Source organism: Paenibacillus hebaui, from assembly GCF_051934385.1.
GTDB lineage: Bacteria > Bacillota > Bacilli > Paenibacillales > Paenibacillaceae > Paenibacillus.
The window spans coordinates 2,757,209-2,772,927 of sequence record NZ_CP196836.1 but is presented as its reverse complement, the minus strand read 5'-3'; the positions used below and the strand labels follow the sequence as shown (position 1 = coordinate 2,772,927).

At 46.6% G+C, this 15,719-nt stretch carries 14 protein-coding genes; 2 read left to right on the top strand and 12 right to left on the bottom strand.

Translation table 11 applies throughout. The features are described 5' to 3' along the window. Positions 1-157 precede the first annotated feature (157 nt). The 9 genes from ACR32F_RS12845 to ACR32F_RS12805 form a co-directional block, all read right to left on the bottom strand. Entirely contained in the window at positions 158-1,153 is a 996-nt protein-coding gene (locus ACR32F_RS12845; protein WP_440119056.1) for an ABC transporter substrate-binding protein, read from the bottom strand. A gap of 180 nt (positions 1,154-1,333) precedes the next feature. Continuing rightward, the gene (locus ACR32F_RS12840; protein WP_440119055.1) at positions 1,334-1,708 is read right to left on the bottom strand and encodes a hypothetical protein; all 375 of its coding nucleotides are present in this window, start codon (positions 1,706-1,708) and stop codon (positions 1,334-1,336) included. A gap of 12 nt (positions 1,709-1,720) precedes the next feature. Next, the gene (locus tag ACR32F_RS12835) at positions 1,721-2,392 is read right to left on the bottom strand and encodes a 3'-5' exonuclease (RefSeq protein ID WP_440119054.1); all 672 of its coding nucleotides are present in this window, start codon (positions 2,390-2,392) and stop codon (positions 1,721-1,723) included. A 440-nt stretch (positions 2,393-2,832) separates the two neighbouring features. Next, on the bottom strand, positions 2,833-3,429 hold the full coding sequence (locus ACR32F_RS12830; protein ID WP_440119053.1) for a histidine phosphatase family protein: 597 nt from the start codon (positions 3,427-3,429) through the stop codon (positions 2,833-2,835). Continuing rightward, positions 3,426-5,642: a class I SAM-dependent methyltransferase gene (locus ACR32F_RS12825; RefSeq protein ID WP_440119052.1), complete on the bottom strand. Its 2,217-nt coding sequence runs from the start codon at positions 5,640-5,642 to the stop codon at positions 3,426-3,428. The genes ACR32F_RS12830 and ACR32F_RS12825 overlap by 4 nt, the downstream gene beginning before the upstream one ends. A 17-nt stretch (positions 5,643-5,659) precedes the next feature. Beyond that, positions 5,660-6,496: an aminoglycoside phosphotransferase family protein gene (locus tag ACR32F_RS12820; protein WP_440119051.1), complete on the bottom strand. Its 837-nt coding sequence runs from the start codon at positions 6,494-6,496 to the stop codon at positions 5,660-5,662. A gap of 201 nt (positions 6,497-6,697) precedes the next feature. Further along, positions 6,698-7,288 (bottom strand): GNAT family N-acetyltransferase, encoded by a 591-nt coding sequence (locus tag ACR32F_RS12815; protein ID WP_440119050.1) that lies wholly within the window; start codon positions 7,286-7,288, stop codon positions 6,698-6,700. Positions 7,289-7,293: 5 nt separating this feature from the next. Beyond that, positions 7,294-7,740 carry a RidA family protein gene (locus ACR32F_RS12810; RefSeq protein ID WP_440119817.1) on the bottom strand — a complete coding sequence of 149 codons (447 nt, stop codon included), beginning with the start codon at positions 7,738-7,740 and terminating at the stop codon, positions 7,294-7,296. Continuing rightward, entirely contained in the window at positions 7,718-8,632 is a 915-nt protein-coding gene (locus ACR32F_RS12805; RefSeq protein ID WP_440119049.1) for a helix-turn-helix domain-containing protein, read from the bottom strand. Before ACR32F_RS12805 ends, ACR32F_RS12810 begins: the two co-directional genes overlap by 23 nt. A 129-nt stretch (positions 8,633-8,761) precedes the next feature. On the opposite strand from ACR32F_RS12805, the gene ACR32F_RS12800 reads away from it, so the two are divergent. Next, entirely contained in the window at positions 8,762-10,051 is a 1,290-nt protein-coding gene (locus ACR32F_RS12800; protein WP_440119048.1) for a Gfo/Idh/MocA family oxidoreductase, read from the top strand. A gap of 377 nt (positions 10,052-10,428) precedes the next feature. On the opposite strand, the gene ACR32F_RS12795 is transcribed toward ACR32F_RS12800, so the two are convergent. After that, positions 10,429-10,773, bottom strand: a complete 345-nt coding sequence (locus tag ACR32F_RS12795) for a hypothetical protein (RefSeq protein WP_440119047.1) — start codon at positions 10,771-10,773, stop codon at positions 10,429-10,431. A 137-nt stretch (positions 10,774-10,910) separates the two neighbouring features. Here ACR32F_RS12795 and ACR32F_RS12790 point away from each other — a divergent pair, with 137 nt between their 5' ends. Next, positions 10,911-11,306, top strand: coding sequence for a hypothetical protein (locus ACR32F_RS12790; RefSeq protein WP_440119046.1), 396 nt, complete (start codon positions 10,911-10,913; stop codon positions 11,304-11,306). Between the two features lie 234 nt (positions 11,307-11,540). Here ACR32F_RS12790 and ACR32F_RS12785 read toward each other — a convergent pair whose 3' ends face one another. Beyond that, positions 11,541-14,714: a bifunctional cytochrome P450/NADPH--P450 reductase gene (locus ACR32F_RS12785; protein WP_440119045.1), complete on the bottom strand. Its 3,174-nt coding sequence runs from the start codon at positions 14,712-14,714 to the stop codon at positions 11,541-11,543. A gap of 265 nt (positions 14,715-14,979) precedes the next feature. Beyond that, positions 14,980-15,534: a glutathione peroxidase gene (locus ACR32F_RS12780; RefSeq protein WP_440119044.1), complete on the bottom strand. Its 555-nt coding sequence runs from the start codon at positions 15,532-15,534 to the stop codon at positions 14,980-14,982. Between the last annotated feature and the right edge of the window lie 185 nt (positions 15,535-15,719).

The following is a 15,719-nucleotide window of genomic DNA, read 5'->3' as shown; positions in this document are numbered from 1 at the left end:
ATATGCTGAAGTGAGCATAGCCAGGGCTTAGGAATCAGTTGTACTATCGAGTGGCACATATTCATCGTCCTTAACTGAGAATTATTATCATTTAAAGTGTATACGAAAAAAGAAAGCTCTTCAACCCTGACTGAAGAGCTTTCTTATGGGATTATGCTTATGGAGTCATTTTTTCCAAGAGATCATCAATTTTCATCGAATTCGCTATGACGGCTCCCGATTGCCAGTGCGATCTTTCCATCATGTACACATGTTTGTTTTTAACGGCCGGAAGGGACTGCCACAACTTTCCGTCCAATACTTTGATGGCCGCCTGATTCTCTTTGGAAGACCAAATCCCATTGGAAGGGAACACAATAATGTGATCTGCATCCAGCTCCGGAATCGCCTCTTCTGACAGTAACTCCTGATATTCCTTCATATTAGCTGCCAAGGGATGAGCTGTTAATCCAACATCTGAATAGATAAATCCGGTAAGACGATTCTTCACGCCAAACAAAGCTAACGTCTTCTCGGTCACATTCAGGCGAACAACGGCTACTGTTTCATTTCCAATCACTTCCTGCAGCTTTGACTTGGCGTCTGCAATCTTGTCTTCAAATGCTGCCGCCACCTCTGCACCCTTTTCCGGTTTACCGACAACATCGGCAATGGTTCTCAAGATCTGATTGGAGTCCTGCAAAATGCTCTCAGGTAAACGATACGTTGGTGCTACCTTGGAGTACATTTCATATGTTGCTGCATCCACTCCATCCACAATAATTAGATCCGGATCATATTGCAGCAACGCTTCAATACTCCCGGTCAAATCGAATCGCGGCACATCCAGATCCAGATATTCCTGCACGCCCCACATCGGGTTATACCACTGCACCACAGGTGTAATATCGAGCGCCTTCAGATAATCCTCTACATAAATTCCGGCAATCCGCTGCGGTTGAACTGGAATCGTCACATCTCCAAATTCATCCTTAACGACACGGGTTTCCACCTTTGCTTGTGTTTCAGATGTACGTTCACCAGAAGCTGCATTTTCAGATGCAGGAGCCTGTTCTGCGTTCGAATCGGACTTTGCACCACAGCCCGTTATAACTACAACCATGAGCAGCAATAGGATAGTCCACCCTTTGAACCCTTTACTAAACCTTACCATGATACCTTCACCCCTATGTAATCTGTTGTTGTAAGCGTGAGAATGTGTCTGAAGAATAATGATTATCATTCTCATCTATTACTTAGGTGAATTGTACCTTACGCTGCGTAAGACTCACAATACACATTTGAGGCTATTTTTTTATACAAACGCAACGCATGAACTTAGACTAACCCCTGCTTAACGCAGGGGCAGTGTACCTTGACGATAACTTTCCAATAGCTGATCCACAAACGAACCAGGAACTTCGTCCTGCAATAGGAAAGCACCAATCAAACCAATATCATCACTCTCATATCCCGATAATTCAGGATTTCTTGTATAATCAAGCGTTCGTTTGAACGCCAGCTCCCTGCATGCACGAAGTACTTCTTCCTCCGCTACCTCAGAACCCGGAACAAATTGTTCAAATGCCTGCATCCACTCATCGGCGAATTCGGATGCATCCCGTTCATCCAGGTAGCCGTCCACATCCAGTCCTTCAAATGTCTGCTGACTTAAGATTATCCCCTCATTCAGATCAGCCAGTAACTTATCCGCGTCCGCTCTACTCATCCTGCTTCCCTCCTATTGATCTGTTGTCCTATACATCTCGGGTATAACAAAACGCTTCATCTCACGTCCCCGGTCTGCCGTAAAATGATCCAATGCAAGTTCTTCGTACTCCTTCAGGATATGCTCAAAAATCCGGGCAATCACACCGCAATCCGCTAAGGCATTGTGCCTGTGAATTCCCTCTGTACTCAGGTCGTAATATCGGATCAGGAAGTCCGTAGAGATAACCTCCGAAATTTCAGGATGAATATAAGTAAACATTGCTTTTGTATCCAGAACCGGATTAGTCAACATCGGCAGCCCATACAGATCACAGTGACGTTTAAGAATAGGCAAATCATACTCGTACCCCGCCTGGGTTACTAGTACCTTATCCCCGATGAATTCCAGGAATGCCTGATATCCTTCTGCGAACGAAGGAGCCTTGATCATATCATCATTGGAAATGCCTGTTAGCTTCGCGACCGCCTCTGGAATCGGTTTGGTGGCACGCACAAGTGAAGAGAACGATGAATCTAATGGTTCTCCTTTTTTGTGGTACAACGCACCAAATTGGGTCACACTTTCCTCTGCCGGATTAATTCCTGTGCCTTCAAGATCGAATATGCAATACGTTCTGTCGTGCAGTTGAGGAACTTTCAACTCCTCAACAGTGTATGTATCCGGCATAAATGTAATTTTCATTCATCTCTCCCCTTTTTCAATAGTCCAGTCGTATAATTCGCGTCATTTGCTGTGTTGGTGTTATCCGGGTTCGGTGTACAAAGTACTGGGGAAGTTGATCTATGAATGACTCTATGAAAGGAACACTCGGCGCATAGAAGAAGGAACCTCCAGGCTTTAGCGCTCTTAACAGTTCCATATATTTCCGAGCGTATACTTCCGGTTCACCGTCTGACTTGAGATGATGATGTGTAAAATGGTTGGAGAATGCCATGCTCTTGCTACTTGAGCGCGATATTTCAATAGCCAGCACAACGTTCGCGGAGATGGCCCTAATGCAGACTTGCCCCGATCATAAAACAAACTTTTATCGTCATTGAAACGGATTTGCTGCTCCAAAACGGACCCTATCAACTTGAGGTTCAGCATCATCGCCTCCTATCGTCGTTCGAACGTGTTACTCACAGAAACTCGCTCTGTTCCTCCCACAATCGGGTCACCTGAATCAATCTACTCTCCCGATCAAACTCCAATCTGTATATATCCGGCATCGTTGTATTTGCCCAGAAGTCATAACCATAGGACGGATCATAAGAACCCAAAATCAGGGTCATAACGTCCCCATGTGTACCAATCACAATTTTTTGACCCGGATGTCTGTCCAGAATTCGTTGCACAACAGCCATTGCCCGCGAAACAGCCTCTTCACCCGACTCTCCCCCTGGATAAGAAAAAGTGGGATCAAGGTACAATTGTTGTTTGGCTTCGCGAAAGTTCTCATGACGCACTTCCGAACCCGACAGTGTTCGTTCCCGCAGATCTTCCTCTGTTACCACAATCCCGCCTGACACTTCCGCCAATCCCTGTATCGTATCCACCGCCCGCCTGTAGGGGCTTGAATAGAACAGTTGTACTTGCTCCCGGTGGAGCAGATCCGCGACCGTTGCCGCGTCCCTTTTCCCTTGCTCTGTCAAGCCTCGCTCACGCTCTTGACCCTCCATATACTCAGACTCCGCGTGTCTTACAAAATACAAAGCCGTGTTGGCTTCGTTCCTCATCTGTCCGCCATTCCCTTCTTCTTTTCAATGACAATCAGGCAGGTGCTGTCTGGCAAAGGTGCAAGTTGACCATTTTCCTCCATAAATATAATTCGTTCTCCAAGAGCTTCCGTATATCCTTCCTGAAGAAAATGTTTAAATGTGATCATTTCGGCTTGTTCTCCCAACGCTTCACGAATACAGTTCTCATAGGCTGACGGCGTAAATATGCCGAACTGCTCCTGGATCTCATGGACATACGCTTCCTCACCCCATGTGTACGTGTACAGAAATTCCATGGCATCATTGATATCCAACAAAACCTCGTCTTCCGACATCCGCTCGAATTCAATATGGCGCCCTTGGAAATCCTCTGCGTATCGTTCCAGCCAATGTATGCCGTCCGCTTCCAAGAAGCGAATACGCCGTTTCTGTGTTTCAGGTTCCGTCATGATCCCATCCCGGATCAGTATTCTCCCCCCCGGTGACAACACATTGAACGAACTTCTCAGCGCAGCCACGACCGTGTCGGAATTAAATCTCCGACCATCCAGCTCAATATAGGAATACAATTCATGCAGAATGGATGAAAAAATGACCGTATCCACTGTGCCTGGCTGCACATATTGATCCAGTTGAAGGGCATCGCCCTTTATCACTTGCCAGCGGTGTGCCTCCCGTTGTTTCTTACGCTCCAGCGCTTCAATGACATTTGCTGAAATATCGATGCCGATGGGTTCCATTTCAGGTCGTTCCTGCTCGATGAGATCCAGTAAGATCCCGCCACCCGGACCGATATCCAGTACGCGCTTGCCCACGATGTAGTCCAGTAGCACTTTTTTGTAATCGCCTGAACTGTTCATGTCAGCCAGATACGTCTCTTCATTATGGAATCGATCATACGCATCGCGGCGCAGCCCGAACAGGTCGAATAACAAGAGCACAGCCTTCTCATATAACGGAGACTTCTCTGCCTCAATACAGAATGCAATCAGCTTCTCCGCTGCCGGTGAAAATTCAAAGGTCATGAACACCGTATCCGGTAAATCAGAATGACGCTCAACACGATGAGTTAGATGCGGATAAGTGATCTCTTCGCCTGCTGCAATCAGCGCCCACGAATACTCATCCAAATATTTTTCGATCATTCGTTTCTTGTAGATATTCAGCTTTTTGACACCTTTGTAGTCGTAATACATGGTATTCATCAACGGTTCGAAGCTAATATGGCGGACTGCATCGGGTTGCTGCTCCTGAAACGCTGAATCCATTCCCTCACTGCGAAGCGTCAAAAGGAAAATCTTTACCATTTCCTGCAACGAAAAATCCTGCATAGCTGACTCTACATACCATAAGGTTCGATGAGCCAGAGGTGCCAATGCCTTCTCTACATCAAGCTGGGTTTGAAGTTTGGCATACACCTCATCTATCGCTTCCCCCTGCCGAATAGACGAACTTCTCAAGCGGGATAAACGTTCCTTCACGGTCCAGTCTGTGTGTTCTGATTGTGTAATAATCCAGCCTACGATGCGCTGTACCTCAGGCTGTACCTGATTCCATAGCGCTGAATCAACACCTGCGATAATACACTCATTCAGTGCCATCAGAATGGCCTGTAATTCGTCTGCGGTTAACCACCCTTGTGTAATGAACGAATGTAACGGAGCATTCTCGGCAAAGGGGATTTCGCCTCTTATGTACTGACCAATAAGTCCATGTGTAGCAATAAGGGTACGAACGATCTCGTGCCGGGGTGTGTGGGATAGATGTAAATTCAAGCTCAGATGGTCACTTGGGGAATCGCTCTGGGATTCCGGCTGGAGTGACTTTGTGTATTCGTCCCTACTACTCTTGTCATCCAGATGATGAGCATTACCGTACATGCCATATAATTGGGCAGACCCCACGTTGTGCACGAACAGATTGATGCCCTGCTTCTGCCATATCCGACGCTGCTTCAATGAACCTGCCTTTGCCGTTTCCGACCAGACCAGCACGTCCTCCAGAATTTCTCGTACCCAAAACGAAACACGAAGCTGCTCCAATACCTGGAGTGTACGCTCTACATAATCCAATACCGGATTCGTACCTTCAAGCTCTGCTATGGAATGAATTCGTTCCAGATTAATATTTGGTTTCTCTGCCGCCGCAAGCAACTGCAACCAGGGTTGCTGCTTGGCCTCTGGGGTCGTGCCTGATTTGTAGGATTGTATGGCCTTTAATGAGTGCAGCATGGATCCTTCACCTCGGTTTACTTGTTATTTAAGTTTATATTTTCGTCCAGCAAACGAAGATGCTCCTGAACCAGCTTGAGCAACCGCCCTATCTCAATTTCAGGTAAATCCTCGTCCAGACGTGCAGCAGCCACAGGTAATATCCAGGAATCAAGCTCTTGCCGTGACATTCCTGAAAGCTGCATATAGTGCTTGATATAATTGTCGAGTAGCGTGTTACGAGTGGTTTCAAATCCTAACCGGATAGCTGAATCTGTACCCTCTGGTAATGTAGCGCTCATTAATATTACCCAGCTTCGTGCCACATCACCCGCGGGATCACCAGACATGCCTGTCATCCAATCAATGACCCAATATTGATCTCTCATTTCATTCAGCATGACATTATCGGGATGAAAGTCACCATGACAGATCTGCTGTCGCTCTGGCAGAGTCGACAAATAAGCGATCACCTTTGCTTTATCTTCCTCAGACAAAAGCGGGGTATTCCGAATTGCTCTTGAAAGGATCTGCTTTTGAGCGGGGAGTCGTCCCTCAGCATCATGTTGACCATGAAGTTTGTAGTGACATTCGGCCATTTGAAGTGAAAGCTCTTGGAACAATAAGGGTTGTGTGATGAGTAGAGACAACATCGTCTTGCCCTCGATTCGTTCAAATACAATGCCCGTTTGCGGTGCATGGTCTACCAAAAAATATGCACGAGGTACTGGTAATCCCTTGTTGAACATCCACTCACTAATGTTAAACTCATTCTGAATCACGTCGAATGAAAAATCCATTCGATATAACTTCATAATCTGATGGTTCGAATACCTGAAGATTTCTGCGGTCCTTCCTTGCCCTATTCGTTGCATGCTTTTCCTCCAATCGTGACATCCATGACTTGTTTTGATCCGAGACAGTTTGCTGATTCTTTCTCCCATTCTGATAGTCTATTTCAGTTCAGTCAAGATGAATGTATAGCGTTTTTTTCGCGTATATGGGAACAACAAACAAAAGGTCCTTGCACCAGAACCGTTCAAATGGCTCATGTAAGGACCTTTAACTGTATTCCCTTATTCAAACTCAATGCCTTTCACTTTGGCAAACACCATCACATCTACCAGCATACCTGTAGTATCACGCCGCATCTTGCGCAGTATTCCTTCCAGCGTATATCCTGCCCGTTCCGCCACCTTGGCACTTCGTACATTGCGGGCATCACAGCGGATTTCCAGCCGATTCGCTTCCAGATAGGTCATCGCAAATTGTTCAATGCCTTTCACAGCTTCGGTCATCAGTCCTTCCCCAGTGCGAGACGTTCTGATCCAGTAACCGATCTCAAAACATCGCGCATTCCAGTCGATACGATGCAGACCGCTGCTGCCTATGAATTCATCTGTATGTCTATCACGTAAATGAAGAATCAGGTCAGTACGCTCCATAAACTGCAGCCTGGCTTTACGAGCATGCGCTTCGGATTCTTCCAGTGAAGGTATATTCTCGGCAAAAGGTAACCATAACCTCAGTTGCTCCGCACTTTCACGGATGGCTTCATTAACGACCGCGCCATCTCCCCACTCCGGGGCACGAATCGCGAGACGTTCAGTGTTGAAGCTCTCGGGAAAGGAGAGCATTATGGGATTAAACGAAGTTGAACTTGTCATGTAACCTACTCCTCAACCTGAAAGATCGAATCAATAATAAGCGGCAAATTATCCCTGACGGAGACAGCACCAAATACCGAGCGGGCGTGCATTCCCTGATCCCCAAACACATCCAGCATCAGATCCGAGAAGCCATTCAACACCTTGTGATGCTCCTGATAAGAAGCTGATGCATTAATAAATCCCTGTACTTTAACCACACGTTTAACCCGATCCAGTGAACCGAGCACTTCCTGAACGACAGCCAACACTTCAATTCCGGCATTCCTGGCAAAATCATATCCCTGCTCCGTTGTGAAATCCTCGCCTAGCTTACCGCGTTCTGTCGTGTCCGGCCCTTTGCCTGATACATACATGATTCCATTTACAATCACCGCATTTGCATATTTTGCTGCTGGCGCACTTGCCCGTGGCAATACAATGCCCAGTTCATCCAATCTCGTCTGTATCATCGGCATCTCCCTGCCACCCCCTCAATGAACCTCGCTTTCTGAACTCCTGCCTGTATGTCCTTGGAGACATTTGAACGGTCCGTTTGAACATCTTCCCAAAATGAGAAAAATTGCTAAATCCTACACGCCAGGCGATCTCCGTAATGGAGTCCTCCGTTTCCCGAAGCAAGCGCTGTGCTTCCTTCACTCGCAGCAGATTCAGATAATCAATGAACGTAAACCCGGTCGTTTGTTTGAACAGTCGACTGAGATAATGCGGACTGATGCGAAACAACGCCGCAACCTCTGTTAATACCAGTGACTCCTGATAGTTTTCATTAAGATAACGGACAACAGCCTGCGTTTTGGGATGAAGCACCAGTTCGCTATCCCCAGATCTTACTGTTCCTAGGTGCTGATTTCTGTAGGCGCAGAGCAGCAACTCAACCGATCGGTGGCGCAGCAGCAAGCTGCTCCCCGTTTGCACATGGATCATCTCATTAATCATTTCGCTGACCATTCGTTCTACACCTTCATTTACCAGTGGAGGAAGTGTTAGAATCGGAATCTCCCAACCGAATGGCTCCTGTAATTCTTCGGCCAACTCAGTCGAGATCGCCAGTTCTGTAAATAGCTCGGGCTTGATATAGATCACAATTCGATCATGGTCTGGCCTGCCACTCTCCAGCGTCTTATGAACCGTATTCCGGTCAACAAATACGAGATCACCAGCTTTAACCCGATAGGAACGGTCTTTAATGAAGTATATGCGCTCACCTGATAGCAGGTAATACAGCTCATAATGATCATGAAGGTGGTCATCGGTCATCGAGAAATATCCAATACGGCGATCATATTCGATATGCAAATATCCGGTTGGATCGTTGTAATCCGTTCGAAATACCTGTGTCATGTGACTGCCTGCCCCCTTTCCTTGGATTATAGCAAAATAAGCGGTGTTTGAAAGCGATTACGCAAAAAATGCGGCGAAAGAAGTACTCCCTTGTTATAGTCTAGAACTACATTCAAGGAGGCGATAGATATGAGTAACAAAAAACGCTATGTACTGGTCGGCACTGGCGGCCGGGCTGAATTTTTTTACGGTGCTTTGGCCCAGAATTTCAAGGACACATCCGAGCTTGTTGGCTTTTGTGATATTAACCAGATCCGCATGAATTACGCCAATCAATTGCTGAGAGAAAAATATAAATATTCCGAGGTTCCTACCTATCCTGCAGATCAGTTTGATCAGATGATTACGAACGAGAAACCAGATTACGTCATTGTAACCAGCATTGACCGTACTCATCACAAGTACATCATTCGCGCGATGGAGCTTGGATGTGACGTCGTGACCGAGAAGCCGATGACCATTGATGAGGAAAAATGTCAGGATATCCTCGATGCGGCCAAGCGGACCGGGCAAAATATAAGAGTAACCTTTAACTACCGTTATGCCCCGCACCATACCAAGATAAGGGAACTGATCTTGAATGACACGATCGGGAAGGTAACTTCGGTTCACTTCGAATGGCTGCTCAATACCCGTCACGGGGCAGATTATTTCCGTCGGTGGCACCGGGACAAGCGCAATAGCGGTGGACTGCTTGTACACAAATCCACCCATCACTTTGACTTGGTCAATTTCTGGATTGGTTCGCAACCGGAGACCGTTTTTGCATTCGGAGATCTCATGTATTATGGTAGAGAAAATGCCGAGGAACGTGGCGTAACGCAGTTCTACAATCGCGCAACTGGTAACCCGCTTGCTCAAGAGGACCCTTTTGCACTGCATTTGGATTCAGATGCACATCTCAAGTCTATGTATTTGGATGCTGAGTCGGAAGATGGGTACCAACGGGATCAAAGCGTGTTCGGGGACGGCATCAATATTGAGGATACGATGGGCGTTCTCGTACAGTATCGGAACAAAGCCATTTTGACCTACTCCCTCGTTGCGTATCAGCCATGGGAAGGTTATCGCATTGCTATTAACGGTACCAAAGGTCGGATCGAAATGAATATTGTGGAGCAATCCTATGTCAATTCATTGGGTGACAAAAACCTGGAAGGGGCATTAATTGGCAAAACATTGCGAGTTCTTCCGATGTTCGATTCCCCTTATGAAGTTCAAGTCGAAGAAAAAGAAGGTGGACATGGCGGAGGTGATCCGGTTCTGTTGAATGATCTGTTCGGAGAACCTGCGGAAGATCCATTCAATCGCGCTGCCAACCAATTGGATGGAGCAAGATCCATCCTAACTGGCATTGCAGCCAATCGTGCCATCGCAACAGGCATGCCTGTGCGAATCAGTAACCTGGTTCGTTTCTAATCTTCCATATATAACAAAAAGCGCAAGTTGAAGGGATACATTTCCCTGCACTTGCACTTTTTGCTTACCTCTTTTTTCAAACCCGTTTGCCCCAGATGGACAAACCATTCCGTATGGCGTAGCCATGTCTTCTTGCTTTAAGTGCGTGTTCAAAAAGATCGGTTTTCAGTACCGAGAAGATGGGATGAAGCTAGAAATGGAGTAGCGGAGCGTAGGGAAAACTACGTGAGCAACTACAATGTTTCCGAAGGAAACAACCTTCGCAAGCATCTACTTATTTCGGCTGAATTCCATATTCGATGCTGATGATGCCACTAGGCATCCTTCGTAATCAAAAGCGGACTTTTTGAACAACCTCTTTAAGAACAGGCTTTCGCTTATACCTTCCGTTCCCACGCAGGATGACGATAAAATTCAATCGTATCAATATAGTTTACGGAGTACTTCTGCTCTACCTCCGAAAGCTCCAGCAGCTTTCTGTCGATTTCTTTTAGACCCATGACTACATCATGCCGAAGAAGGTCCATCGCAATTTTGCCCACGAATCCGCCTTCCGCATCCTTGTATTTGTTCCGAAATTCTTCATTATAGATCAGCCCAGGCGTAAATGATGCTTCAACAAATGCGTTAACGAGTGTAAGCTCGTTATCCTCCATCTGTACTGCGATATAATAATTGCCACGTTCATCCCGAATGAGATCTTTATACATTTCCACGTTCACTTGAATCACTCCTATATCTTAAGATGTACATTTATGTTGATAACGTTAATATGATAACGAACATGGGCACCATTTTGCTCACCTTCTGACCTGGTCCATTCATATAGTAGCTATAAATGGCGAACGGAGGATTACTTATGAACTGGCACCAGCTTCATACAGGTAAAACACTACAGCAGCGTCTGGCCGAGTTGCAGGGAAAACTGGCAGAACTGAATGCACCACTGTCCGGCCTGGAACCGGGACGAATCAGCAAAGTATATCCGCGTAACTTTATCAAAGTCAATCGGCAGTTATTCATTCCCCTTAGTCTGAATTCCATTCGTGTATTCGATATTCCCCGAACTCGGCGAGGCATACGGGTGGGCATTCGTACCGTCTTCCCTTCCCGAAATGCATTTAACAATATCCGACTTGTCGGTGTGGGAACAGATTACCTTGAATTGCAGGGAAAAGGCAAGTTCTCCTCCCGTATTCTCTTTCCCCTAACTCAGGTTGAATCGATATATCGACCAACAAACCGCAAGAAATAGTTTGAATGAGGCATCGCCCAATACAGTTCATGAACCAAACGGTTCGTCTATTCATTCCTTACATGAATCAATCCCATGTCAATCCTATGGTTGTCCTTCCGAATTATAACCCAAACGTCCACACATCTGCTGAACTATTGTTGACATGGCAAAAAGCGATGAGAGACAGAAGCAACTCTGTGTCTCACCGCTTAGCCGGTTATTGACCAGTCACATCAACAACTGATCCAAGAATTAGATCCCTGTCCACACGTCTTTTGCATAACGACCTTCCTGTTGTATACGTTCTAACCATGCCTCGGCTTGCTCCGAGGAATTTCCACTAATGTCGGCGTAAGCTTTCTTGAGCGTTGCTTCAACATCGGGTGCCATCTTGCTGCCATCGCCACAAATATACAGATGTCCCCCCTGTTCAAGCAAAGGAATCAGCTTGTGGGCATCATCTCTCATTAGATGCTGAACATAACACTTCTCTTCGCCATCCACTCGGGAAAAAGCGGTATGAAGCTGGACAAGACCCTCTTGCTGTGCGGTTTCCAATTCATTTTTATACAGATAATCATGATCCGGGTTCCGACATCCGAAGTACAGATGGGCTTCACCAACTTGCTGCCCCTGTTCCTTCATTACACGGCGTGCCTGCAAGAAACCACGGAAAGGAGCTACACCCGTACCTGGGCCAACCATAATAACCGGAATTTCCGCTTTTTCCGGCAGTTGGAACCCGGATTCAGGAGTCCTGATGAACATAACGACCTCTTCACCTGGCTTCAGGTTTGCCAAATAGTTGGATGCGATCCCTTTGTATTCACCCTGACCACTCCAGGCCGGAGCCCGCACAACACTTACGGTAATACTTGCTTGTTCCGGTTGTATACGTGGAGAACTGGAGATCGAATAGTATCTGGCTTTCAGGGAAGGCAGTAACTCCAGGAACCGCTCGAACGGAAGCTCACATGCCTCATACTTGAGCAAATAGTCCAGCATGGATATGCGTTTATTACGCACCTCTTCCATATATACAGACTCATCAAGAAGCGCTTCAAGCTCCTTCTTATGCGGTGGGCATACCGTATACGCCGCCAGTTCTCTCAGTTGAGCACGCGTTGCTGCCTCCTGGAGTTCCACACTGTGACTAAGCAGATCATACAGATTAACCGGTTGGTGCAGCGGCAGATGAGCTGCGCTGCGACCGGATGCATCCAGAACCAAATGCTCCGTACCGGTGAATCCATATCGCCGCAATACACGCTCTACAAGCTCCGGTGGATTTTGCGGTAAGACTCCCAGATGATCGCCTTCCTTATACGTTATGCCTTCAGGCAGTTTGATTTCCAGATGACGTGTGCTACGTTCACTGCCCGCATCGTGAAGTTCCCGATTCTCGAGCACTTCAGCAACATGTGCATCATACGTATCTGCGAGCGGTGTTACCGCCAGTCCACTGACAAACTGTACAGACAAGGAACTGCGTTCGCTGCCCGAACTGGTGTTCAATTGGAGCCCCATGATTCGTGCCAAATCCGGCCATAATTGCTCGGTCCAGTCTCCAACTTGCTTCTCAAAATCCCCACTGGCATCACTCTCGCCCAAAGGTGATAAACGTTCTGCTCCCTTGGAAGACAAATGTTCATCAATGAGATGTGGAATACGCTGATAGGTGCTGGCCCAGTTGTGATCGCCACACCCCATCACAGCGAACCGTACGCCCTTGAACTCTCCAGCATCCGCATGCTCAATCCATTCCACGAAATTCTTGGCATTGCTTGGGGGCTGACCATTGTAGGATGCACTGACAATAATAACAGCGCCTTCCTTCGGCAGCTTACCTACACGATCATCGAGTGCGGCTACCTCGCTGCGGAATCCCTGATATCTCGCAGTATCTGCGATTTCACGCGCAATGCCTTCCGCGGTACCCAGATTGGAACCGTACAGAACAAGCATTGGGGTGTGATGGGCATTTGCCGCATCCGGCTCTTGTTTTTTGGCAGCTGGTGTTGGCTCCTCCACAGCAACACCGGGAACAGCCATCACTGGCTGACCGTCGCGTGTACGAACTCGGATCGTGAAGTTATCCGGTTTGAGCGTCAACGTTTCTTTCACTTTCAACTGATAATCGGAATGGTCGATGAGTTCAAAATGTTTGAGAACCATACCCAGCACAAGCGTTGCTTCCTGGAGGGCAAACTGTTGACCAATGCAGGCCCGTTGACCATTACCAAAAGGTTTGTATGCGTCATGTGGCACTTTGCTTGGATCTTCAAACCGTTCCGGTCGGAACGCTTCCACATCTTCTCCCCACGCGTCACGGTCCCGGTGCAGTTTGGGAATCAGCACACTCACACTGTCCCCCTTCTGCAAAGGATATTTCCCGGCAAGCACGGTGTCTTTTTTGGCATATAAGGAAAACGCCGGAGCCGTAGGCCATAACCGCAATGCTTCGTTCAAAACCATGCGAACGTACTTCAGATTACGAACCTGATTGTACGTTGGAACCGGATCTTTCAGAATTTGATCCGCCTCGGCTTGAGCTTTGGCGAGCGTATCGGGATTCTTCATCAGATAATAGATGGCAAAGGACAACAAACCACTCGTCGTCTCATGCCCTGCGATCAGGAATGTGATGATCTGATACCGGATATTCTCATCATCCAGCGTTTCCCCCGTCTCAGGGTCCTTGCCACTGAGCATGTGGGACAACAGATCATCCGCCCCGTCCTGAGGCTGTTCTTTGCGATCTGCAATAATGTGATCCACTAATGCAAACATTGAACGGATATCCTGATCAAACTGTTTCTTTTTGGTGATCATCAGCTTGTCTTGCAGACGCAAACGCTGCAACGAACTCATTGATTCGTCCAGTGCTCGGACCATACTTGTAATGAATGGATGTGGTTCTTCCCGGTAGAAGCTGTTAAACCGATAGTTGAAACCACAGAGTCCAATCGTATCCAGTGTCAGACGGGTCATATCATCGGGTACGTTCACGGTTTCATCGGGGTTTAATCGTGACCATTTCTGAACGAGCTGCACAGCCAGATCAATCATTTTGTTGTGATATCCCTGCATCGCACGTTGACTGAAGCTCGGGAGCAGCACATTATGTGCCTTTTTCCAATTGGGTTCTTGCGTCCAGCTCGTAAACAGACCATCTCCGGCAAATGCACGAACCTTCTCCAGCGGTGCCCACACACGCTTGTCAAATCTGGATTCGTCGGATATCTCTGCTACCAGTTCATGGCCTGAAATGTAGAGTTCGTTTCGACCCGGTAGCTCCATGCGAAAAATCGGTCCGTATTCGTCAGCCAATTTCACAAGGGATTGCACAGGCTCATCAAAATTTAATTGTGGTAAGTTACCTAAAGGACCAAATGTTTTCGGTTGGGGAACTGAAACTTGCTTCATTTCGCTCACTCCTCTAACTTCATTTTCTGCAAATTTTCATATTTAATCCAGATAACCGAAAAAAGAATAACAGAACTAATTGACTAAAATAGTATATTAGTCAATTTTGATTAAAAAAAATGAATGGCTTCGGTATCTATCTTTTACCCTAACATTTCCAGTTCTAATCTTCAACAGTCCCAAAGTCGTAGGACCACAGGATAATCATTTAATCTGCTGCTTGAGCAAACGTGTCCTCTGGCCCTCCGATAGTGGGATCGTCCATTTAGGACTGCTTCAGCAGGTCCTGAACGGCCGATTCTATCTTTAATGGGGCAGTCGTTGTTTCATAGCGGGCATGGACCTCTCCCCTGCGATTAATCAGGAATTTGGTGAAATTCCATTTGATCCCGTCCCCATTGTACAATTCCGGATGTTTCTCCTTAACAAAAGTGTCCATCCACTGGCCTTCTTCCGTATCCAGATCATAACCTTCGAATGGCCCTCCTTCGATCAGATGACGAAACAAAGGATGTATGGATGGACCGACGACCTCTATCTTCTGAAATATCGGAAATGATATCTGAAATTGACTCCTGCAATATTGAACGATTTCAGCATGGCTACCTGGTTCTTTGTCATTAAACTGATTACAAGGAAACGCCAGAATCTCCAGCCCCTGATCATAATACTTCTCATACAACTGCTGAAGCTCTACGAATTGTCGGGAGTGGCTGCACCGACTTGCTGTATTCACAATAAGCAGCACTTTGCCCTCAAAAGCGGATAAATCACCCTTTTGCTCATCCATGAATGGAACCTCATAGGAAAATATACTCACCCATAACGCCTCCTCTGTGTTGTATCTCACATTAAATCTCTCTTGCCATGGATTATACACCTCTGTCACCAATAGGTTAAATATATAATTAATATAATAGTAATAGCTTAATCCTATAATGATAGGGCATTGAAATTACATAATAAGGAGAATAAAAGATACTTTTAACATATCATCGACAATAC